The organism is Pelagibacterium sp. H642, assembly GCF_031202855.1.
Classification (GTDB): Bacteria; Pseudomonadota; Alphaproteobacteria; order Rhizobiales; family Devosiaceae; genus Pelagibacterium.
Window position 1 is genome coordinate 1,209,069 of record NZ_CP101829.1, and the last position, 20,124, is coordinate 1,229,192.

General features: G+C 64.6%; 19 protein-coding genes. 6 read left to right on the top strand and 13 right to left on the bottom strand.

Annotated features, from left to right (window positions below; genetic code table 11):
* Positions 1 to 132 precede the first annotated feature (132 nt).
* The 3 genes from NO934_RS05980 (at position 133) to NO934_RS05990 (ending at position 3,680) form a co-directional block, all read left to right on the top strand.
* Positions 133 to 861, top strand: a complete 729-nt coding sequence (locus NO934_RS05980; protein ID WP_309162911.1) for a VWA domain-containing protein — start codon at positions 133 to 135, stop codon at positions 859 to 861.
* Complete coding sequence (locus tag NO934_RS05985; RefSeq protein WP_309162912.1) at positions 858 to 1,601, top strand: DnaJ domain-containing protein; 744 nt, start codon at positions 858 to 860, stop codon at positions 1,599 to 1,601. Before NO934_RS05980 ends, NO934_RS05985 begins: the two co-directional genes overlap by 4 nt.
* Positions 1,602 to 1,667: 66 nt before the next feature.
* On the top strand, positions 1,668 to 3,680 hold the full coding sequence (locus NO934_RS05990; protein ID WP_309162914.1) for a BCCT family transporter: 2,013 nt from the start codon (positions 1,668 to 1,670) through the stop codon (positions 3,678 to 3,680).
* Here the strand turns inward: NO934_RS05990 and NO934_RS05995 are convergent.
* The 5 genes from NO934_RS05995 to NO934_RS06015 all read right to left on the bottom strand — a co-directional run bounded on the left by NO934_RS05995 (position 3,661) and on the right by NO934_RS06015 (position 9,224).
* Positions 3,661 to 4,098 (bottom strand): GNAT family N-acetyltransferase, encoded by a 438-nt coding sequence (locus NO934_RS05995; protein ID WP_309162916.1) that lies wholly within the window; start codon positions 4,096 to 4,098, stop codon positions 3,661 to 3,663. The two genes, NO934_RS05990 and NO934_RS05995, sit on opposite strands and share 20 nt — an antisense overlap.
* Positions 4,098 to 5,912, bottom strand: coding sequence for a phosphogluconate dehydratase (edd, locus tag NO934_RS06000; protein ID WP_309162917.1), 1,815 nt, complete (start codon positions 5,910 to 5,912; stop codon positions 4,098 to 4,100). The genes NO934_RS05995 and edd overlap by 1 nt, the downstream gene beginning before the upstream one ends.
* Before the next feature lie 54 nt (positions 5,913 to 5,966).
* Complete coding sequence (gene pgl / locus NO934_RS06005; protein ID WP_309162918.1) at positions 5,967 to 6,665, bottom strand: 6-phosphogluconolactonase; 699 nt, start codon at positions 6,663 to 6,665, stop codon at positions 5,967 to 5,969.
* 173 nt (positions 6,666 to 6,838) lie between these two features.
* A complete protein-coding gene (gene zwf / locus NO934_RS06010) occupies positions 6,839 to 8,320 on the bottom strand; it encodes a glucose-6-phosphate dehydrogenase (protein WP_309162920.1) in 1,482 nt (493 codons plus the stop codon).
* A 16-nt stretch (positions 8,321 to 8,336) separates the two neighbouring features.
* Complete coding sequence (locus tag NO934_RS06015) at positions 8,337 to 9,224, bottom strand: BadF/BadG/BcrA/BcrD ATPase family protein (protein WP_309162922.1); 888 nt, start codon at positions 9,222 to 9,224, stop codon at positions 8,337 to 8,339.
* A gap of 169 nt (positions 9,225 to 9,393) precedes the next feature.
* Here NO934_RS06015 and cobU point away from each other — a divergent pair, with 169 nt between their 5' ends.
* The gene (gene cobU / locus NO934_RS06020) at positions 9,394 to 9,924 is read left to right on the top strand and encodes a bifunctional adenosylcobinamide kinase/adenosylcobinamide-phosphate guanylyltransferase (protein WP_309162924.1); all 531 of its coding nucleotides are present in this window, start codon (positions 9,394 to 9,396) and stop codon (positions 9,922 to 9,924) included.
* Positions 9,925 to 11,024: 1,100 nt separating this feature from the next.
* Here cobU and cbiB read toward each other — a convergent pair.
* Genes cbiB through cobA form a run of 4 tightly spaced genes read right to left on the bottom strand, consistent with a single transcriptional unit; the run spans position 11,025 to position 15,583 of the window.
* Positions 11,025 to 11,981: an adenosylcobinamide-phosphate synthase CbiB gene (gene cbiB / locus NO934_RS06025; RefSeq protein ID WP_309162925.1), complete on the bottom strand. Its 957-nt coding sequence runs from the start codon at positions 11,979 to 11,981 to the stop codon at positions 11,025 to 11,027.
* Positions 11,978 to 13,447 carry a cobyric acid synthase gene (locus NO934_RS06030; protein ID WP_309162926.1) on the bottom strand — a complete coding sequence of 490 codons (1,470 nt, stop codon included), beginning with the start codon at positions 13,445 to 13,447 and terminating at the stop codon, positions 11,978 to 11,980. Before NO934_RS06030 ends, cbiB begins: the two co-directional genes overlap by 4 nt.
* Positions 13,444 to 14,742 (bottom strand): cobyrinate a,c-diamide synthase, encoded by a 1,299-nt coding sequence (locus NO934_RS06035; RefSeq protein ID WP_309162927.1) that lies wholly within the window; start codon positions 14,740 to 14,742, stop codon positions 13,444 to 13,446. Before NO934_RS06035 ends, NO934_RS06030 begins: the two co-directional genes overlap by 4 nt.
* Positions 14,735 to 15,583 (bottom strand): uroporphyrinogen-III C-methyltransferase, encoded by an 849-nt coding sequence (gene cobA / locus NO934_RS06040; RefSeq protein WP_309162928.1) that lies wholly within the window; start codon positions 15,581 to 15,583, stop codon positions 14,735 to 14,737. The genes NO934_RS06035 and cobA overlap by 8 nt, the downstream gene beginning before the upstream one ends.
* A gap of 46 nt (positions 15,584 to 15,629) precedes the next feature.
* On the opposite strand from cobA, the gene NO934_RS06045 reads away from it, so the two are divergent.
* The gene (locus NO934_RS06045) at positions 15,630 to 16,394 is read left to right on the top strand and encodes a cobalt-precorrin-6A reductase (RefSeq protein WP_309162929.1); all 765 of its coding nucleotides are present in this window, start codon (positions 15,630 to 15,632) and stop codon (positions 16,392 to 16,394) included.
* Here the strand turns inward: NO934_RS06045 and NO934_RS06050 are convergent.
* Together NO934_RS06050 and NO934_RS06055 are read right to left on the bottom strand one after the other, a co-directional pair.
* Positions 16,366 to 17,358, bottom strand: a complete 993-nt coding sequence (locus NO934_RS06050) for a cobalamin biosynthesis protein (RefSeq protein ID WP_309162930.1) — start codon at positions 17,356 to 17,358, stop codon at positions 16,366 to 16,368. The genes NO934_RS06045 and NO934_RS06050 overlap by 29 nt on opposite strands.
* An 83-nt stretch (positions 17,359 to 17,441) precedes the next feature.
* Positions 17,442 to 18,461 (bottom strand): LacI family DNA-binding transcriptional regulator, encoded by a 1,020-nt coding sequence (locus NO934_RS06055; protein WP_309162931.1) that lies wholly within the window; start codon positions 18,459 to 18,461, stop codon positions 17,442 to 17,444.
* 135 nt (positions 18,462 to 18,596) lie between these two features.
* Here NO934_RS06055 and NO934_RS06060 point away from each other — a divergent pair, with 135 nt between their 5' ends.
* Entirely contained in the window at positions 18,597 to 19,088 is a 492-nt protein-coding gene (locus NO934_RS06060) for a hypothetical protein (RefSeq protein ID WP_309162932.1), read from the top strand.
* Positions 19,089 to 19,107: 19 nt separating this feature from the next.
* On the opposite strand, the gene cobO is transcribed toward NO934_RS06060, so the two are convergent.
* Positions 19,108 to 19,752 carry a cob(I)yrinic acid a,c-diamide adenosyltransferase gene (gene cobO / locus NO934_RS06065; RefSeq protein WP_309162933.1) on the bottom strand — a complete coding sequence of 215 codons (645 nt, stop codon included), beginning with the start codon at positions 19,750 to 19,752 and terminating at the stop codon, positions 19,108 to 19,110.
* Between the two features lie 9 nt (positions 19,753 to 19,761).
* Positions 19,762 to 20,115, bottom strand: a complete 354-nt coding sequence (locus NO934_RS06070; RefSeq protein WP_309162934.1) for a cupin domain-containing protein — start codon at positions 20,113 to 20,115, stop codon at positions 19,762 to 19,764.
* Between the last annotated feature and the right edge of the window lie 9 nt (positions 20,116 to 20,124).

Consider the following 20,124-nt stretch of genomic DNA (forward strand, 5'->3'; position numbering starts at 1 on the left):
AAGCGGTGGTTTAGCCCGGTAATCAACGCGTTACACCCTTTTGAAACATATCGGGGCCGAACACAAGCAGGCGATAGGCTTGCGGCGCCCGGCGCGGCGTCCCATATTTTCTTCATAAGGAAAGGAAAGGCCGTGGCCGACAAGACCCCGACCCGCAAATCCGACACGACGCCGGCATCCGAAAACACGCGGAGCGCCGAGATCGCCGATTTCGTCGCCAAGGTCGGCGCCATGGCCGCAACCCGCGAGGCCGGCGCATCGGGAGAACGCGGACGGTTGTTGTTCGCCCTCGACGCCACCATGAGCCGCCAGCCCACCTGGGATCTCGCCTGCCAATTGCAGGCGGAAATGTTCGAAACCGTGGCCCGCACCGGCGGGCTCGACGTCCAGCTCATCTATTTCCGCGGCTTCGGCGAGTGCCGCGCCTCGCGCTGGGTTTCGGACGCCCGCGCCCTGGCGCAACTGATGACGGGCATCGATTGCCGGGGCGGGCATACTCAGATCTCCAAGGTTTTCTCCCACGCCCGCGCCGAACACAACAAAACCAGGATCAATGCCGTCGTCTATGTGGGCGACGCCATGGAAGAGGACGTGGACAAGCTCGCCCAGAAGGCGGGCGAGCTGGGCCTGCTCGGATGCCCGATCTTTCTGTTCCAGGAAGGCCATGACGGGGCGACGCAAACCGCCTTCAAGGAATTCGCCCGGCTCTCCAAGGGCGCTTATGCGCGCTTTGATGCGGGCGCGGCGGCCGAACTGGCGGCGCTTTTGCGCGCCGTCGCCGCTTATGCGAGCGGGGGGCGGGCCGCCCTCAAACTGCAAGGGAGCGGGACGGCGCGATTGCTGCTCGAACAGCTCTCATGACCTGGCTCGTCCTCGGCGGTGCTCTCGCCGTTATCGTCCTTTATCTCGCCACGCTTTTCGCCCGGGGCGAAATCCGGCGCCTGGTGCGCACCCTGCGCTGGGTGGTGGGTGGCGCGCTCTTGGGCGGCGCCGGTCTTTTGGGCGCACGCGGCCAGATGCTGATCGCGAGCTTTCTGGCGGCGGGCGGCATCGGGCTTTTGCTGCGCGGGCGGCTCGGCCCCATCGATTTCGGGTCCGGACTGTCGAGCCCCAACAACGCTTCGGCGGTATCCTCGCACCATTTCGACATGCGGCTCGACCATGAAACCGGCGAGGTTTCGGGCACCGTGCGCGCCGGCCACTTCGCCGGCCGCCCTCTTGCCCAGCTTTCGGCCGCCGAATGCTGGGCTCTTTATGACGAGGTGAGCGACGACCCGGATTCGCTCGCGCTCTATGAAAGCTGGCTCAATGCCAACCGCGCCGGCTGGCGCGATTATTTCGCCACCGAGTTCGGGATGGATCCGGGTGAGGAGGAAACCGCGCCCGGAAGCGGCCCGGCAACCGAGATCAGCGGCACCGAGGAAGCCTATCAGATCCTAGGGCTGGAGCCGGGCGCGAGCGCCGAAGCCATCAAGGCCGCGCATCGCAAGCTGATGAAATCGGTCCACCCCGATGCCGGCGGCTCGGCCTTTCTGGCCGCCCGCATCAACCAGGCCAAGGATTTGCTGCTCAAGCAGACGGCAAGCTCGCGAAAGTCCTGAGGTTTCACAGGATGGAACCTTCGGCGCGGCAGGCGCGTTGCCTTTTTGTTTATCCAGGGGGATTGCGTGCTGGGCTTCGTTATCAATCCGCCGGTCTTTTTCGGATCGGTTATTGTCATTTGCCTGTTTCTGGCTATCGGGCTGATCGCTCCCAACCAGGCGAGCGTATTCTTTGATCAGCTACAGACGGCGATACTGACCAATTTCGGCTGGCTTTACCTGCTTGCCGTCGGCATCATGCTGATCTCGGTGCTGCTGTTCGCCTTTTCTCGATTCGGCGACCTCAAGCTTGGGCCCGATGATTCCACGCCCGACTTTGCCTATCATTCCTGGATCGCCATGCTGTTTGCCGCCGGCATGGGGATTGGCCTCATGTATTACGGCGTCGGAGAGCCGGTCAGCCACTACGCCGCCCCGCCCGAGGCAGAGCCCTTTACGATCGCGGCGGTGCGGGAGGCGATGACCTCCACCTTCTTTCACTGGGGCATCCACGCCTGGGCCATCTATGCCGTGGTCGGGCTGGCGCTGGCCTATTTCGGCTACCGATACAACCTGCCGCTGACCATCCGTTCGGGGCTCTATCCGCTGCTCAAGGAGCGCATCCATGGCCCGATCGGACATGCAGTGGATATATTTGCCATCGTGGGGACCATGTTCGGCCTTGCGACCTCGCTCGGCTTCGGGGTCAACCAGATCAGCGCCGGCCTCGAACACCTGATCGGCTTCCCCAACACCCCGCAGATGCAGGTGCTGCTCATCGCGGGCATAACGGCCATCGCTTCGATTTCGGTCGTTTCGGGCCTCGACAAGGGCGTGCGCATCCTCTCGGAAACCAACCTCCTGGTCGCGGTTCTCTTAATGATCTTCGTCTTTCTCGTCGGGCCGACGGGACAGTTGGCGCGCGACCTGGTCCAGAACCTGGGCCTCTATCTCGACCGCTTCATCCTCATGACCTTCAACATCTACGCCTACGACCCGCGCCAGTGGCTCGAGGATTGGACGCTGTTCTACTGGGCGTGGTGGATTTCCTGGTCGCCCTTTGTCGGCATGTTCATCGCGCGCATCTCGCGCGGACGCACGGTGCGTGAGTTCCTCGTGGCTGTCTTGTTCATCCCGGCCGGCTTCACCTTCATCTGGATGACCGTGTTCGGCAATACCGGGATTTTCGTCGATGCCACGCTCGCGGCCGGACAATTGAGCACGGCGATCGAGGACAACATCTCAGTGGGACTGTTCCGCTTTTTCGAGTACCTGCCGCTCAGCGGCATCACCTCTACGCTCGCCATCATTCTGGTCACGGTGTTTTTCATTACGTCCTCGGATTCAGGCTCGCTGGTCATCGATACCATAGCGGCGGGAGGAGAGACGCAAACCAAAGCCATCCAGCGCCTGTTCTGGTGCGCAATGGAGGGCGTGGTCGCCTCGCTCCTTCTCCTGGCCGGCGGTCTTGCGGCGCTGCAATCGGCGACCATCGCCAGCGCTCTGCCCTTCACCGTCGTCATGCTCGTTTTGATCTGGTCGCTTTTCGTCGGCATGCGGGCCGACCTGGCACAACGTCATGCTCCGGTCGGTGCAGCCCCGATGCCGCAACCGGCAGCCGGGGTCACCTGGCAGCGGCGGCTTGCCATGATGCTCAAGGCGCCGACAGCCAGGGAGGTCGATGCCTTTATCGAAAGGGAAATTCCGCCCGCTCTCGATGCGGTCAAGGCCGAACTCGAAAAGCGCGGCCGGACCGCCTCGGTCGATCGGAACGCGGAAACCGGCGCGGTGGCCCTCACCATGCCGGCCGAAGGCGTGCGCGATTTCGTATATGGCGTCCAACGCGCCGAGCATAAGCTGCCCGCGTTTTCCGCCTATGAGGCGACGCTTCCCGAGCTGCGCTATGAAGCGCGCACCTATTTCTCGGACGGAAGCCGCGGATACGACATCATGGGACTCCATCGCGACCAGATCATCACCGATGTGCTGGTGCAGTTCGAGCGCTATCTGACGCTTGTCGTCTCGCCCCGGTCGCAAATTCTCACCGCGGCTCCCGAGCACGAGCCCGAGGTGGTCGAGGTCAATAGTTCTTCATCCTGAGGTGCGGGATACCCGCGTCCATGAACTCGTCACCGTAGGCTGCGAACCCCAGGCGGGCATAAAATCCCACCTTGTCCGCCTGGGATTCGAGATAGCAGCGTGCCTGGCCCTTTTCCCCGGCCACCTTGACCGCGAATTCAATGAGCCGCGCGCCAAGCTTCAGCCCGCGATGGGATTTGGCGATCGCCACCCGGCCGATCTTGGCGTGTTCGGGCTTGAACAGGATCCGCGCGACCGCCACCACCGATCCGTCCATGACGCCCACCAGATGGGTCGCCGTCATGTCATCGGCGTCATGCTCGAGTTCCTCGGGCACCTGCTGTTCGATCACGAACACTTCGCGCCTGAGCGCAAAGCCCAGATTGCAGAGCGGCGAAAACACCGGAACCGCCAGCAATGTGAAACCGGACCCCGCCATCAGGCAAAAACGCTCGCGCCACGGTCCGCCGCGCCGACCAGTTGCCGGAAACCGGCAAACAGTTCGCGCCCCATGCCGAAATGCTGGTCGGCAAGGTCCTCGGTCGCCGCCGGGCGGGCCAGGAACTCTTCGAGATCACCCAGATACTCCAGCGTCCCCGCCTCGGAATCGAGCCGCAGCATGTCCCCGTCGCGCAGCTTGGCGATCGGCCCGCCATCGGCGGCTTCGGGGGTCATGTGGATGGCGGCGGGCACCTTGCCCGAAGCCCCCGACATGCGCCCATCGGTGACCAACGCCACCTTGATCCCCCGGTCCTGCAGAATGCCAAGGGTCGGGGTGAGCTTATGGAGCTCGGGCATGCCGATCGCCTTGGGGCCCTGGAAACGGATCACGGCGATGAAATCGGAGGTGAGTTCCCCCGCCTTGAAGGCGTCCTGCAGACCCTTTTGCGAGTGGAATACCTTGGCCGGCGCTTCGATCAGCCGGTTCTCGGGCTTGACCGCCGAGATCTTGATCACCGACTTGCCCAGATTGCCCGAAAGCAGCTTGAGCCCGCCCGTCTTTGCGAAGGGCTCATCGGCCTTGGCCAGAACCTTGGGATTGCCGCTTTCCGCCGGGACCGGCTCGAAGGTCAGCTCGCCATCGATATAGCGCGGCTCCTTGGTATAGGCCTCGAGCCCCTTGCCCCAGACGGTCGTCACGTCCTCGTGCAGATACCCCGCATCGAGCAGTTCGCGGATCAGGAACCCCATGCCGCCGGCGGCATGGAAATGGTTCACATCGGCCAGCCCGTTGGGATAGACGCGCGCCAGAAGCGGCACGACGTCGGAAAGCTTGGACATGTCGTCCCAGGTGATCTTCAAGCCCGCCGCGTTGGCCATGGCCACAAGGTGCATGGTGTGATTGGTCGATCCGCCCGTCGCCAGCAGCCCCACCAGCCCGTTGACGATCGACTTCTCGTCGATCACATGCCCGGCCGGGGTATATTCATTGCCCTGCGCGGTGATCGCCAGCGCCCGTTTGGTCGCCGCCCGGGTCAGCGCATCGCGCAGCGGCGTGCCCGGATTGACAAAGCTCGCGCCGGGCAGGTGCAGCCCCATGATCTCCATGAGCATCTGGTTGGAATTGGCCGTGCCATAGAAGGTGCACGTCCCCGGCCCGTGATAGGATTTGCTTTCCGCTTCGAGCAGCTCGGCCCGCCCCACCTTGCCCTCGGCAAAGAGCTGGCGGATGCGCGCCTTTTCGTCATTGGGCAGCCCCGTGGTCATCGGCCCGGCGGGGATGAACACCGCCGGCAGGTGCCCAAAGGTCAGCGCCGCGATCACCAGCCCCGGAACGATCTTGTCGCAGATACCAAGAAACACCGCCGCATCGAACATGTTGTGGCTCAGCCCCACGGCGGCGGCCATGGCGATCACGTCGCGGGAAAACAGCGAGAGATCCATGCCGGTCTGCCCTTGGGTCACCCCGTCGCACATGGCCGGCACCCCGCCCGCCACCTGCGCCACCCCGCCCGCATCGCGCGCCGCCTCGCGGATGATCGCGGGATAGGTCTCATAGGGCTGATGCGCCGAGAGCATGTCGTTATAAGCGGTGATGATCCCCAGATTGAGCGCCGTATCGCCGGCAAGCTGGCTCTTGTCGGTCGGCCCGCAAGCGGCAAAGCCGTGTGCGAGGTTGCCGCACGATAGCGCGGCGCGGTGCACGCCCTGGGCACGGGCCCTGTCGAGCCTATCGAGGTAATCGCGGCGCGAAGCCTCCGAACGCGCCGCGATCGCATCGGTCACGTCCTGAATCACTGTCTTGACGGTCATGGTCGCCTCCTTAGCGAGGGTGTTGGAGGTCAGAAACGAAACGCGTTCTGGCGTTCAGGGACACCAGTAGAGGGAAACGGGAATATGGCTCTGGGACAGCACGGCGCGCACCGGCATGGTCTCCACCGGTCCGGTCTCGAGCGCCTTGTCGAGCACCTGCGCTTTTTCCTCGCCCTCGATGTGAAGATAGAGGGCGCGGGTCTGCAAAAGGCGCGCAAGCGTAAAGGTCACGCGCGGTTCGCCAGCGCCGGGCGCGCGGATCGCAACGACCGGCCCCTCGGCATTGAGCGCCTCTTCGAGCGCATCGCCACCGGGAAAGAACGAGGCGGTATGCCCGTCATTGCCCATCCCCAGGATGACGGCATCGAAGGGAACCGGCACCTGCGCCACGGCGCCATTGGCTTGGGCAATGCCGGACGCATCGGGCTCTTCCGTTCCGGCATAAAGCGGCACGAATTTGGCCGCCGCCGCCGAACCGGTCAGAAGGTTCTCCTTGACCAGCCGCGCGTTGGAGCGGTCCGAGCTCTCATCCACCCAGCGCTCGTCGACCAGGGTCACTGTAACGTTCTCCCAGTCGATATCGTCGCGCGCGCCAAGCACCTGGAAGAACCGCTTCGGCGTCGAGCCACCCGAAACGGCGAGCGAAGCTTCGCCCCGCTCATCGAGCCCGGCGTTCAAATTCTCGGCCACCGCATCGGCCAGGGCCTGGGCGAGCTTGTCCTTGGTCGAAAATACATTCCGCTCGATGGTCATGCTCTCTCTCTTACTCCTGTACGTGCCGAAAGGCTGCGCCCCCCTCACCCCCATCCCCTCTCCCACCAGGGGAGAGGGGGGCTCAGAGCCGAGGAGCCCGAGCTACCCCTTCTCCCCTGGTGGGAGAAGGTGCCCCGAAGGGGCGGATGAGGGGGGCGACGCCGAAGGCGTCGTTAATAATCCCCTTCGTGCCAGGTGCGCCCGTCGCGTTCGATCAGCGCCACCGACCCGGTCGGCCCCCATGTTCCCGCAGTATAGGTCTGAGGGGCATCTGACGCATTGTCCCAGGCCTGGCGTATCGGATCGATCCAGCGCCAGGCCGCTTCGAGCTCGTCGCGGCGCATGAACAGGGTCTGGTTGCCGCGGATCACATCGAGCAACAGCCGCTCATAGGCCTCGGGCGTGCGCTCGTGGAACGTTTCGGCGAACGAGAGGTTCAGCGGCACTTCGCGCAGCCGCATGCCGCCGGGGCCGGGATCCTTGATCATCAGGAAGAGCTTCACCCCTTCGTCGGGCTGCAGCCGGATCACCAGCCGGTTGGCGCGTGGCGCACCCTCGGCATGGTCGAAGATCGAATGGGGAATGGCGCGGAACTGGATGACGATTTCCGACACCCGGCTCGCCAGCCGCTTGCCTGTCCGCAGATAGAACGGCACGCCCGACCAGCGCCAGTTTTCCACCTCGGCCTTGATGGCCACGAAGGTCTCGGTGCGCGAGCCGCGCTTTTCGGCCGGCAATTCGTCCTGATAGCCGGCCACAGACCCGCCATTGACCGCCCCGCCGCGATACTGCCCGCGCACCGTGGCGCGCGCGACGTTGTCGCCGGTGATGGGCTTTAACGAGCGCAGCACCTTGAGCTTTTCGTCGCGCAGGGCGTTGGCGTCGTCGGACGCCGGCGGCTCCATGGCGACCAGGCACAAAAGCTGCATCAGATGGTTCTGCACCATGTCCCGCAGCGCGCCGGAATCGTCATAATAGCCGCGCGTTCCCGCCCCCACGTCCTCGGCCACCGTGATCTGCACGTGGTCGATATGGGCGGCGTCCCAGATCGGCTCGAACAGGATATTGCCGAACCGCAGGGCCAGAAGGTTCTGGACCGTTTCCTTACCCAGATAGTGGTCGATACGGTAAACCTGGTCCTCGGCGAAAACCTCGGAAATCTGGTCGTTGATCTCCATCGAGGATTCGAGATCGTGCCCGAGAGGCTTTTCCACCACCACGCGGGCGTCGCGCCGCCAATAGCCCTTGTTGTCGAGATAATCGCAGATCGGCCCGAACAGCGAGGGCGCGACGGCCAGATAGAAGGCGCGCACGATCTCGGGATCGGTGCGCAGGGTCTTCTCCAGATCGGCCCAGCCGGTCTGGTCGGTCACATCGTTGGCGACATAGGAAAAGCACGAGACGAACCGGGCGAGGGTCTTGTCGTCGCGATATTCCTTGCCGACGAATTCGGTCACCGCCTCGCGGGCGATCTTCTGGAAGTCGGCATCGCTCAATTCGGAGCGCGACACCCCGATGATGCGCGAGCGCTCGTCGAACTGGCCGTCGGCGAAGCGGTGATAAAGCGCCGGGATCAGCTTGCGCTTGGTCAGATCGCCCGTGGCGCCGAAAACGACATAGTCGAATGGTTGAACCGGAATGATGCGTGCGGACAAGGACGGTCCCTCCGTCTTAAATAGCGTTTTCGGCGTCGGCGTTCTGGCGGGCCAGGATCACCGCGCCGTGCAAAGGTTCGGCGCGCGGCAGGCAGACATAGTCGCCATAGCGGATCGAGAGCAGCGGCAGCAGCCTCTGGCCGAACCCGCCCACGATTGCGAGCTTTTCGGCGCCCCGGGCTTTGAAATAATTCACATAGCGATCGATATAGCCGAGCTCGATTTCCATGAGCTCGGCAGCCACCGGATCACCCTTTTCGAAATATTCGATGAACAGGGGCATCAGCGCCCCGTAATCGGCCGGCTGGCGTTTGTCGAAGCTCCAGGCCATCACCGCGTCGAGGCTCCCGCCGAGCTTTTCGATCACCGCTTCGGTGAGTGGCGAACCCTCGACAAGCCCGTCGGTGGCTTCCACCGCATGGCGCACCAGCTCGCGCCCCAGGATCGCGCCCGACATCTGGTCGCCAATATAAAAGCCCCAGCCGCCGACCTGGTAGCGTTTGCCCTTAACCAGCGCCATGCCGGCCGAGCCCGTGCCCACGATGATCACCGCCCCGTCCTCGCCTTCATGGGCGCCGGCGCGGGCGATGTCGATGTCGTCATAGACCGTCACTTTCGCGAAGGGCCAGTCACGCGCCGCAAAGGCCTCGCGCGCCGAGGGCAGGCGCGCCCCGGCCATGCCGAAGCAGGCATGAGTATTGACCGTTTCGGCGAAATCGACCCCGGCCATGGCAAAGACCTGGCGCGTGCCTTCCCGGATCGAGACATAGGCCGGATCGCCGTTTTCGAGCTGAAGATTGGAGCGTCCGCCGCGGGCTTCGGCAAGGGTCGAAAGATTGGCGTCGGCGAGCCGGATACGGCAATTGGTGCCGCCGCCATCAACGCCGAGAAAGTATTTGGGCACGATCGGAAAAGCTCCTGATTGCCGGCGGACCATACTGGGATTGCGCATAGGACGAAAGTATTATGAGGTCAAATCGTAAATCGGTCTCAGGGGGATGGCAGGGTCGTTGCGAAACGGAACACAAGGCACGACATTCTGATACATTACCGCCAGCGGAGGGCAAAAGACATTGAACGGTCATATCCTGGTTCTGGGTGGCGCCCGGTCGGGCAAGACGGCGCTCGCCGAGCGCATCGCGACCCGCAACAGCACCGCGCCCGCCTATCTCGCCACCGCCGAAGCGCTCGACGACGAGATGATGGAGCGGGTATCCGCGCACCAGAGGAGCCGGGAGGGGCGCTTCGCCACCATCGAGGAACCGCTCGAGCTTCCCCAGGCCATATTCGCCGCCGCCCAGGCCCATGACGTGATCCTCATCGATTGCCTCACGCTCTGGATCACCAACCTCTTGAGCATGGAGCGCGACGTGGCCGACGAAGTCGATACGCTCGTCGAAGTGCTCGAGGGCATAACCAACACCCAGATCATCATCGTTTCCAACGAGGTCGGCCTGGGCATCGTCCCCGACAACGCCCTGGCCCGCACCTTCCGCGACCTGGCCGGCGCCGCCCATCAGGAACTGGCCGGCATCTGCCAAAACGTCTACTTCGTCGTCGCCGGCCTGCCCCTCGTCGTCAAGGGCGAAGCCCCCGAACTTTGACCCCCTCCATCCGGGGGGCTCGTCCCCCCGGAATTCAGCAGCCCCCTCAACACGCGCCCTCCCGCACCGCCGGCAGCGCTGCGGATTGTCGGGTCAAGCCCGACAATGACGAGAGGAGAGGCTGGAGACCACGAGCGACGAGATTCTTGCTCCAACGCTCCCCAAGAGCGCCCCTCTAAGAGAAGGGCCGGGAATAAAGGGGCCCTGAGCCGGCTACATGCAACCGCCTGAACCCTATCCCCACCCTCCCAACCTCGTCGTCTTCGGGCTCGACCCGGAGACCCGCAAGTCCTCGGCGCCCTCAGAAGGAGTGTGTCCTCGAACCTCTCCCGCACCACCAGCAGCGTTGCGGATTGTCGGGTCAGGCCCGACAATGACGACGAGAGGTGAGTGTCCCACCAAACTGCTTGTGCCGTCCTCCTTCACCCCACCTCTGTCGCCCCGGGCTTGACCCGGGGCCAGGTATGCGCGCCGCTCCCGGCTCTTTCTCCCGCATCCCCCTTGTCGCCCTTACGACGGGAGGCTGGAGTCCACGAGCGAAGAGACTCTTGCTGCAACGCTCCCCAGGAACCCCTTCTCCCACCAGGGGAGAAGGGTAAGAGGGACAACGCGATCACAGCGCCTGAGCCTCAGCCGTAACGCTCCCCCAAGAGCCCCCTTCTCCCCTGGTGGGAGACTTCGAACCGTCCTTTGGCCAATCGTGCCGGTGGCACGATTGGAGGTGAGAAGGCCATGAGAGCTACGCTCGAATGGCAGGGGATGAGGGGGGCGCTGAGCTTGCGTCATGGCAAGAGCCGGAACCGGCGCGCATACCTGGCCCCGGGTCAAGCCCGGGGTGACACGGTTGGGGTGAGGTAGGGCACTGCACCGTCTCCAACCCTCACCACGCTTCAGCGTCGAAGACTCCGGCGGCCCAACTGCTTATCCCCACCATCACACCACCTCCAACCGTCATCCCGGCCTTGAGCCGGGATCCAGTACACTCAGCGCCTGAGCCCCAGCCGCAACGCTTCCCCAAGAGCCCCCTTCTCCCCTGGTGGGAGAAGGGCCGGGGATGAGGGGGGCGCAGCCTATGCGCCACACACCACCCCGACAGATGGTCACAATACGACACCCGCCAGCGCCCACACCGCCAGCGCTCCCAGCGCGATCATCATAGCCCGGTCGAAAAGCCCGATCGCCGTCGCGATGTCCTCGGCCGTGAGATCCCGCCGCCCCTCCCCCATCGTCGGCAGATCGAGCGTTTCCCCCGCATAAGACCGGGGCCCACCGAGCCCGAACCCCAGAGCCCCGGCCATCGCCGCTTCCGGCCATCCGGCGTTGGGCGAGGCGTGCTTGGTTGCATCGCGCCGCGCCGCCGCCCACGCCGCGTCGCCATCGGCGCCCGGCATCCCCCGCGCCGCCAGCGCAAACAGTACCGCCGTCAGCCGCGCCGGGATCCAGTTGACCAGATCGTCGAGCCTGGCCGCTCCCCAGCCGAAGGCTTCATAACGTTCATCGCGGTGCCCAATCATCGAATCCGCCGTGTTGATCGCCTTATAGACCGCCGCCCCGGGCAACCCGAACAGCGCAAGGTAGAACAGCGGCGCGATCACCCCGTCCGAGGTGTTTTCCGCCAGCGTCTCGATCGCGGCCCGCGACACCCCCGCCTCATCGAGTTCGCTTGTATCGCGTCCCACGATATGGCTCACCGCGCGCCGCGCGCCCTCGATGCCCTCCTCGCCGAGCGCCCGCGCCACATCGCTCACCGCATCGCGCAGCCCCTTCTGGGCAATCAGCGAGGACGCCAGCAGGACTTCGACAACCCAGCCGAACGGCAAAAAGCGCAGCAGGGATTGAATGCCGAGCGCAACGATCAGCACCGCCAGCACCACCACGGCAATGGCCACCACCCCGCGCATCTTCCGGCCGTCGAAGGAGGCCTCGGGATCGTTGAGCCGCTTGTCCTGGGCCTCGATCAGCCTGCCGATCCAGATGACCGGATGGCCGATCCTGTCGACCAGCCAATGGGGATAGCCCACCAGCCGCTCGACCACCGCCGCCAGCAGCGCGATCACGGCTTCGGCTCCCGCGCCAATGCCAGCACCGCATCGAGATCGATATGCGCCTGGAGATGGGCAGCCAGCGCATCGAGCGTCGCATCGGTCCTGGCATCGAAATCAAGCAGCGGATCGGCTTTGATCCCCAGGCGCTTGAGAAAATCGCGCCGGAATTGATCGGCAGCGAACAGACCGTGCAGATAAGTACCCATCACCCGCCCGTCACCCGAGCGCGCGCCCTCGGGCGCCCCATCCACATAGGCAAAGGGCCGCAGGGTGTCGTCGCCTTCGGTCACGCCCATATGCATGTGATAGCCGGCGAGCGGCAGGGCCGAAACCGCGTCCTCCGCCCGTTCGAGCCTGAGCTGCTTTTGCCCCTCCAGCCGCGTGGAAACATCGAGAAATCCCAGTCCCGCCGTTTCCCCCGCCGTGCCTTCGATGCCGCCGGGGTCGGCCACCGTGTGGCCAAGCATCTGATAGCCGCCGCAAATCCCCAGCACATGGCCCCCGGCGCGAACATGGGCGGCGAGATCGACATCCCAGCCTTGCGCCCGAAGAAAATCGAGATCGGCGCGCGTCGCCTTCGACCCCGGCAGAATCACCAATGTGGCCTCGCGCGGCAGCGGTTCGCCGGGCTGGACGATCACCAGCCGCACCCCCGGCTCGGCGCGCAGCGGATCGAGATCGTCGAAATTGGCGATCCGGGCCAGCCGCGGCACGGCGATCACCGTTTCCCCCTCGCCCACATCGGCATGTTCGAGGGCCAGAACGTCCTCGGCGGGCAGGTGCCGCGCCCCATCGAAATGGGGCACCACGCCGAGACACGGTTTGCCGGTCCGCTCCTCGATGATCTTGCGCCCCGCATCGAAAAGGCTCGGATCGCCATGGAACTTATTGATCAGCGTCCCGGCGATCAGTTCGGCATCCCCGGCCTCGATCACCGCGAACGTCCCAACGATCGAGGCGATCACCCCGCCGCGATGGATATCGCCCACCAGCACCACCGGCACACTGGCTGCCTGGGCAAAGCCGAAATTGGCGAGATCGCCACCCCGCAGATTGACCTCCGAAGCGCTCCCCGCGCCTTCGACGATCACCAGATCATTGCCCCGTGCCAGTTCCCCGAAGGCTTCGAGCACCTGGGGCATCAGCTCCCCGCGCCGCGCGAAATATTCCCGCGCGCCCATCGACGCCACCCGCCTGCCGCGTACCACCAATTGCGACCCGGTTTCCCTTTCGGGCTTGAGCAGCACCGGGTTCATCGCCGTCACCGGACTTTTGCGCGCCGCCCGCGCCTGCAACGCCTGCGCCCGCCCGATCTCGCCGCCACCCTCGGTAACGGCGGCATTGTTGGACATGTTCTGCGGCTTGAAAGGGGCCACCGACAATCCGCGATTGGCAAACGCCCGGCACAGCCCCGCCACGATCAGCGACTTGCCCACGTCCGAGCCCGTCCCCATCACCATCAGCGTCCGGGCGGTCATGGCCGCGCCCCCTCGATCACATGCGCATACGATCCCATGACATTTCCCACCCGTGCGCCCATCGGCTCCAACGGCTCGCCAACCGCGTCAGTGGCCGCAAACAGCGGCGGCAGGTCGAAAGGCGCGTGGCTGGAATAGTGGAACTCATGCCCGAGCAGTTTTTCGGGCCAAGGCAGCGGAGAGGCATGGCTCAGCCGCCGATACCCCAGCACCCGCCGGGGCCTGTCGATGCGCGTTTCGACCGGCAGCAGTCCGGCCATGGCATGGTTCACCCCTTCGCGGTCGACCAGCGTCTCGCCCAGCACCATGAACCCGCCGCACTCGCCATAGACGAGCGCCCCGCGTCCGGCAGCCGCGCGCACCCCCGCCTTGAACCGTTCCGCCGCTCCCAGCGTCCCCCCATGCAGCTCCGGATACCCCCCCGGCAGGAACACCGCATCCGCATCGCCCTCCGGCGCCTCATCGGCCAGCGGCGAAAAGAACGAAAGGCTGGCGCCAGCCTGGTGCCAATGCCCGAGCAGATGCGGATAGACAAAGGCGAAAGCGGCGTCATGGGCGATGGCGATCCGCTGCCCCAAAGGGGGCAAACTCGGCACCGCTGAAGCCTTTATAACCGGCTCGGCGATGGCCCCGAGCAGGCGAAAATCAACATGGGTGTTCAATACCGCAGCCATGCGCTCGACATAGCCTTCAACACCATCAACATCGCCGGGCAGAATCAGCCCCAGATGCCGCTCGGGCAGCACAAGGTCGGCCCGCCGCGGAACCGCCCCAAGACAGGGCAATCCGGTCCTGGCCAGCGCCTCGCGCAACATCGTTTCATGCCGGTCCGAGGCTACTTTATTGAGGATCACTCCGGCCACCCGCACGTCCTCGCGCCACCCGGCAAAGCCCGAAACCAGCGCCGCCACCGACTGCGCCTGCTTCTCGCAATCGACCACCAGAACCACCGGCAATCCCAGCGTCGCCGCCAGATCTCCGGTCGATCCCGTGCCGTCCATAGCGCTGTCGAACAGCCCCATCACCCCTTCGACAAGCAGCGTGTCATAGCCCTCGGCATGGGCCCGGGCCCGACCGCGCAGCGTTGCCGCATCCATGGCCCAGGGGTCGAGATTGATCGCCGCTGACCCCGCCGCGACGGCCAGAAACGCCGGATCGATATAATCCGGCCCGGTCTTGGCCGGCGCCACGCGGTAGCCGGAATTAGCCAGCGCCCGCGCCAACCCCAGCGTTATCGCCGTCTTGCCCGAGCCCGAACGCGGCGCGGCAATAATCAGCCCGCGCGGCTCAGCCAAGGGTGTTCTCCTTGAGTGCATCGCGATACCAGTCGAACGCCTCCCGGTAGCGCGACACCGGGCCGAGAACGACGATGGCAGGAGTGGGAATATCCTGCCGTTCCCCCAGTGCCCCCGCTTGGGCGAGCGTGGCCTCGAGCACCGATTGAGCGGGCGAGGCCGCATTGGAAACGATCGCCACCCTATCGCCAGGATCACGTCCCGCCGCGATTAGCTTTTCGGCGATCGAGCCCAAATGTTTGACCGCCATATACATGACGATCACCGGGGCCGCCGTCGCCACCGCCTGCCAGTCCACGCCCTGGGGCACACCGCCCTTCTCGTCGTGCCCGGTCAAAAAGATCACGGCCTGATTGGTGTCGCGATGGGTGACGGGAATCCCGGCATAGGCCAGCCCGCCCACGCCGGCGGTGATACCGGGAACGATCCGGAACGCGATTCCCTCGCGCGCCAGTGTCTCGGCTTCCTCCCCGCCGCGTCCGAACATCATCGGATCGCCGCCCTTCAAACGCAGCACTTTCTTGCCGCCCCGCGCCAGCTCGACCAGCCTCAGGGTGATGTCGGCCTGTTTGGGCGAGGGCTTGCCGCCACGTTTGCCGGCATAGATCCTTTCGGCCGAAGGGTTGGCCATCTCCAGCAAACCGCCGCCGACCAGGGCGTCATAGACGATCACATCCGCCTGCCCCAGCGCGTGATAGCCGAGCAGCGAGATCAGTCCCGGCGCACCTGGTCCTGCCCCCACCAGCCAGACCGTGCCCGGCTCGAAAGCGGGAAAATGGGCGGCATCGAGCCGGGCGAAGTGCCCTTGGCCCAAAAACCTGCGCCGCAGCCATCGAAACATCAAATCACATCCGCCATCAGTTCATACTGGTGTATAGAGCCAGGACATGACGACGAGCAACGACAACGCCCACCAGCGCCGCATATTGATCCTCGGAGGCACGGGGGAAGCGCGCGAACTCGCCGCCGCGCTGGTCGTGGACGGTCATGCCGTCATCAGTTCTCTGGCGGGACGCACCCAAGCCCCCACCCTGCCACCCGGGGAAATCCGCATCGGCGGGTTCGGCGGTCCGCGGGGCCTGGCCGCCTATCTCGATGAGCAGGCGATCGATCTTCTCGTCGATGCCACCCATCCCTTCGCCGCCAGTATGTCGGCAAACGCCGCTACCGCCGCGTCGTCCGCCAATGTTCCGTTGGTCCGCCTCGAACGGCCGGCATGGTCCAGGCCCCAAGGCGCGATCTGGTTGGAGGTTCCCGACATGGAGGCGGCCGCCGATGTGCTGCCCGAGGACTCCCGGGTATTGCTGACGGTCGGCCGGCAGGATCTCGATCCCTTCCGCAAACGCGCCGACTGCACGTTTTTTGCCCGAATGATCGAAATTCCGGCCGACCTTCCCCCCGAATGGACGATCATCGCCCATCGTGGTCCGTTCACCCTTGCCCAGGAGAAGGCGGTGCTGACCGCCAACGCCATCACGCATCTGGTGAGCAAAAATTCCGGCGGTCTCCAGGTGGCTGCCAAGCTCGCCGCCGCCGCCCAGCTCAACGTTCCTGTGATCATGATCGCCCGTCCGGCACTGCCCGAAGCCGAAACCGTTCAGACCGTGGCTCAGGCGCGCGAAGCTATCGGGCAGCTTTTCCGAACCGGCTGATATCGATCGGGGTATCGGCCTTGCCCAGGGCGCAGGTGACGTTGCCGGCTATCCGCTTGGGCGTGATCAGCGTTCCGGCCTTGAGGGCCACCGCCTCGCATACGCCCGCCAGCCCCGTCGCGGCTTCCACGGTTGCCGATGGCGTCTCGAGCCGCTTTCTCTCCCTTTCGATCTCGCGCCGCGTGAAGACACGCAACGGCACGCCGAAATGCTCCGCTGCTTCGATCAGCGCACCCGTCTTGGCATGGCTGTCGATCGTCGCCAGCGCCGCGACCGCGCCGGGGGCGATGTCGGCATCTGCGAGCACCGCTTCGACCAACCCGATCACATCCGGGGCAACAGCCTTGCTGGTACACCCCAAGCCGACCACGACGGTTTGGGGATGCACCAGCAGCCCCGGTCCTTGCCTCGGGCTCTCGCTCAGCCGCAGGAGCTGGCTGCCTTCTTCCGAAACAGGATATCCGGCGAGTTCCAGCCATCCCGAGAGTCCTTCGACCCGGAGTTTTTCGCCCTTGAGCAGCGCCGCCATCAGCGGCCGCACCGCCTTGGGGTCGGCTACCACATAGCCGGGCGGCGGGTCGTCGAGGGAAAATTCGTAAAGCGTATCGGAAAGGGACGTGACCGCCGCAAAGCCGCTAAACCCATCGGCGATCCAGCGGGCCAATGCATTGGCGCCGCGATGGCTGCCCAGAAGGGGGACGGCCACCTTGCCGTCGGCGGATACCGCCAGCACCGGCGGCTCGGATACCTTGTCGCCCAGATCCGTCCCCAGCAACCGGATCAGTACGCCGGCGGCGCAAACGCCGACGATCGGCGCGCCCTGCGCGTAAGCAACCGCCACCAGGGGAGCGGCGTCCTCACGGCCCGCGCCGCACAGATGCACCGGCGCACCCAGCAATTGCGCCACATGCCGGGCAATCTCGTCGCCGCGCGGGGAGATGGAAAATACGAGCGGGGTCTTCAACGCCAGAGGCTTAACTTGAGTGAGGCAGTCGGTTTTCGCCTAGCACAGTTTCTCAAGCCCGCCAATCGGCGGATTGGACATGCTTACGCGATCCGCGCCACTGAATCGCGCGGCACCAGATGCACCGGCAGCTCGATGATCGGCAGGTCGGCCCGCGTCCGTCCTTCGATGATGTCGAGCACCAGGGTCATGGCGTGGCGGCCCATCTCCTCCTTGGGTTGGTGCACCGTGGTCAGTCCTGGCACATAGGTGTCGGCGAGAACGATGTCATCGAACCCCATCACCGACAGATCGCCCGGCACCGAGACCCCATAGCGATGCAGTTGTGAAATGAACCCCATGGCCGCCTCGTCATTGGCGACAAAAATCGCCGTCGGCTTGTCCTTGAGCGAAAGAAAGCTCTGCGCGGCGGCCCGTCCGCCGATGGCATTGAACCCCCCTTCGAAAAACCATGTGTCGTTGATCGCAACTCCGGCTTCTCCCATAGCCCGGCGCAGCCCGTTGGCGCGCGCCCGCCGCACCGGCGTCCGGTGCGGACCATAGGCGTGCCCGATCCTTGTATGCCCCATCTCGATCAGATGCCGGCCCGCGATATAGCCGGCCCGCTCGTTGTCGATCAGGATGTGAGGCACGCGCATAAGCCCGCGCTCCTCGCTCATGGCGACGATCGGCGGCGTGCCGGCATAGAGCTTTTTGAGCAGCGCAAGATCGTGATCGGCGATTTCATGGCCGGAAAGGATGATCACCCCGTCCACCTTGGCGGTGCGCAGATTGGAAAGGATCAGTTCCTGGGTGCCGCCGGGGCTGGGGTTGGTGATGGTGATCGAATAGTTCGACGCCTCGGCCCGGCGCTGAATGCCCCTGAAGATCTCCGAATAATAGATGTTGCCGATATCGTTGGCGACGACCAGTACCGCATTGGCGCGCTGCTTTTTGAAATTGCGGGCGGTTTCGGACTGCACGTAGTGCAGCGCTTCGACGGCTTCAGTCACCTTGCGGCGCGTCTTTTCGGTCACCGTCTCGGGCGCGTTCAGGGCCCGCGACACGGTCGCTGTCGAGACGCCGGCATGACGCGCCACGTCCCCGATCGATGGTCTTTTCACGTCCCCTCCCTCCCCCGAGGCGATTGCCTGCAACCGCTCCTGTTTACGCCACTTGCTGCCAAAGCGGAACCGCGCGCCGTCACTTGAAAATTCCCAGGCTTGCGAATGCCACAATCGCCGGGCAATCATCGCGCCATGTCGAGCCGTCTTCTTGCCGCATTGATCATTTTCGCCAGTATTTCCGGGCCTTTGCTGGCTGCGGAATGGTCGCGCTACGTCAATCCGCGATTCGGCATGGCGGTGGACATTCCCGCGGGCTTTCATGCCGAGGGCAGCGCGCCGGTCCAGGGCGACGGCAAGCGCTTCCGCGCCGAAAACGGCCGCGCCACTATCACCGCCTGGGGCGCCCCGGCCATGGGAAATGATTTCATGGCGGAAACCAGCGCCCGCATCCGCGCTGACGAGAACGATGGCTGGGCCATCACCTACCGCTCGGAAACCCCCGATTGGGCCGCCTGGGGCGGCACCCGCGGCGGACACGTCTTTTATGCCAAGGCTCTGCTGGTCTGCGACGGCACCCAAACCGCCAATGTGCGCCTGGACTACCCTGCCATCGACGTTCCCAATTTCGATTCCATCGTCAACCGCTTAGGCCAGAGCCTTGGCCAAGACGGCGCGTGCTTCTGATCGCTGAGGCTGCCGACGGCTAAAACTCAATCCCCGCCTGAGCCTTCACCCCCTGCTCTCGGAAGGGATGCTTGACCAGCGTCATCTCGGTCACGAGGTCGGCGATCTCGATCAGCTCGTCTTTGGCATTGCGGCCGGTCACGATCACGTGCTTGTCGGTCGGCTTGTTCTTGAGCGTCTCGATCACCTCATCGAGCGGCAGATAGTCGTAGCGCAGGCAGATGTTGAGCTCGTCGAGCAGCACCATCTGATAGTCGGGATCGGCGATCAGCTCCTTGGCCCGATCCCAGGCCTGGCGCGCCGCGGCCAGATCGCGCTGGCGGTCCTGGGTGTCCCAGGTGAACCCGTCACCCATGGCGTTGATCGACACCTGATCGGGGAAGTGCTCCAAAATATCACGCTCGCCGGTGTGCCACTTGCCCTTGACGAACTGGACGATACCCACCTTGAACCCATGGGCGATGCCGCGGAACACCATGCCGAACGCCGCCGTCGACTTGCCCTTGCCCTTGCCGGTATGGACGATCAGCAGACCCTTTTCGGCTTGATTGGCCGCCACCAGCTTGTCGCGCGCCACCTTCTTTTTGCGCATCTTTTCGGCATGGTAGGCGTCGCGCTCCGCCTCGGTCATCGTATCGGTTTTCTTGGGCTGACGGTCGGTCATCGTGCGTCCTCAAATCCAGTTCTTTTCAGCGGCTGTTGCCGCATCGCCCGTATTGGGCGTGCCGGCCTTCTCGATGAGCATGACATGCACCTCTCCATGGGCCACTGGCCGATGACGCACCCCCTTAGGAATTACGTACAGCTCGCCAGGCCCCAGATCCACACGGCCGTCTTCGAGCTCGATAGTCAGGTGGCCCGAGACGACGAAGAAGAAATCGTCTGTGTCATCGTGGTGGTGCCAGGTGAATTCACCCTCGAGCTTGGCAACCATGATATCGTGGCCATTAAATTGGCTGACGATCTTGGGCGACCAATGCTGGCTAAAAAGATCGAGCTTTTGGGCGAGATTGACGGCTTGGCTCATGGACCCTTC

Bases quoted from the DNA above. Each gene is read 5' to 3' on its own strand.
- cobO (WP_309162933.1), bottom strand. From the start codon at position 19,752: ATGACCGACCGTCAGCCCAAGAAAACCGATACGATGACCGAGGCGGAG.
- NO934_RS05995 (WP_309162916.1), bottom strand. From the start codon at position 4,098: ATGGCGGGGTCCGGTTTCACATTGCTGGCGGTTCCGGTGTTTTCGCCG.
- edd (WP_309162917.1), bottom strand. From the start codon at position 5,912: ATGACCGTCAAGACAGTGATTCAGGACGTGACCGATGCGATCGCGGCG.
- NO934_RS06030 (WP_309162926.1), bottom strand. From the start codon at position 13,447: ATGACCGCCCGGACGCTGATGGTGATGGGGACGGGCTCGGACGTGGGC.
- NO934_RS06045 (WP_309162929.1), top strand. From the start codon at position 15,630: ATGACGACGAGCAACGACAACGCCCACCAGCGCCGCATATTGATCCTC.
- NO934_RS06070 (WP_309162934.1), bottom strand. From the start codon at position 20,115: ATGAGCCAAGCCGTCAATCTCGCCCAAAAGCTCGATCTTTTTAGCCAG.
- NO934_RS05985 (WP_309162912.1), top strand. From the start codon at position 858: ATGACCTGGCTCGTCCTCGGCGGTGCTCTCGCCGTTATCGTCCTTTAT.
- pgl (WP_309162918.1), bottom strand. From the start codon at position 6,665: ATGACCATCGAGCGGAATGTATTTTCGACCAAGGACAAGCTCGCCCAG.
- cobA (WP_309162928.1), bottom strand. From the start codon at position 15,583: ATGTTTCGATGGCTGCGGCGCAGGTTTTTGGGCCAAGGGCACTTCGCC.
- NO934_RS06060 (WP_309162932.1), top strand. From the start codon at position 18,597: ATGTCGAGCCGTCTTCTTGCCGCATTGATCATTTTCGCCAGTATTTCC.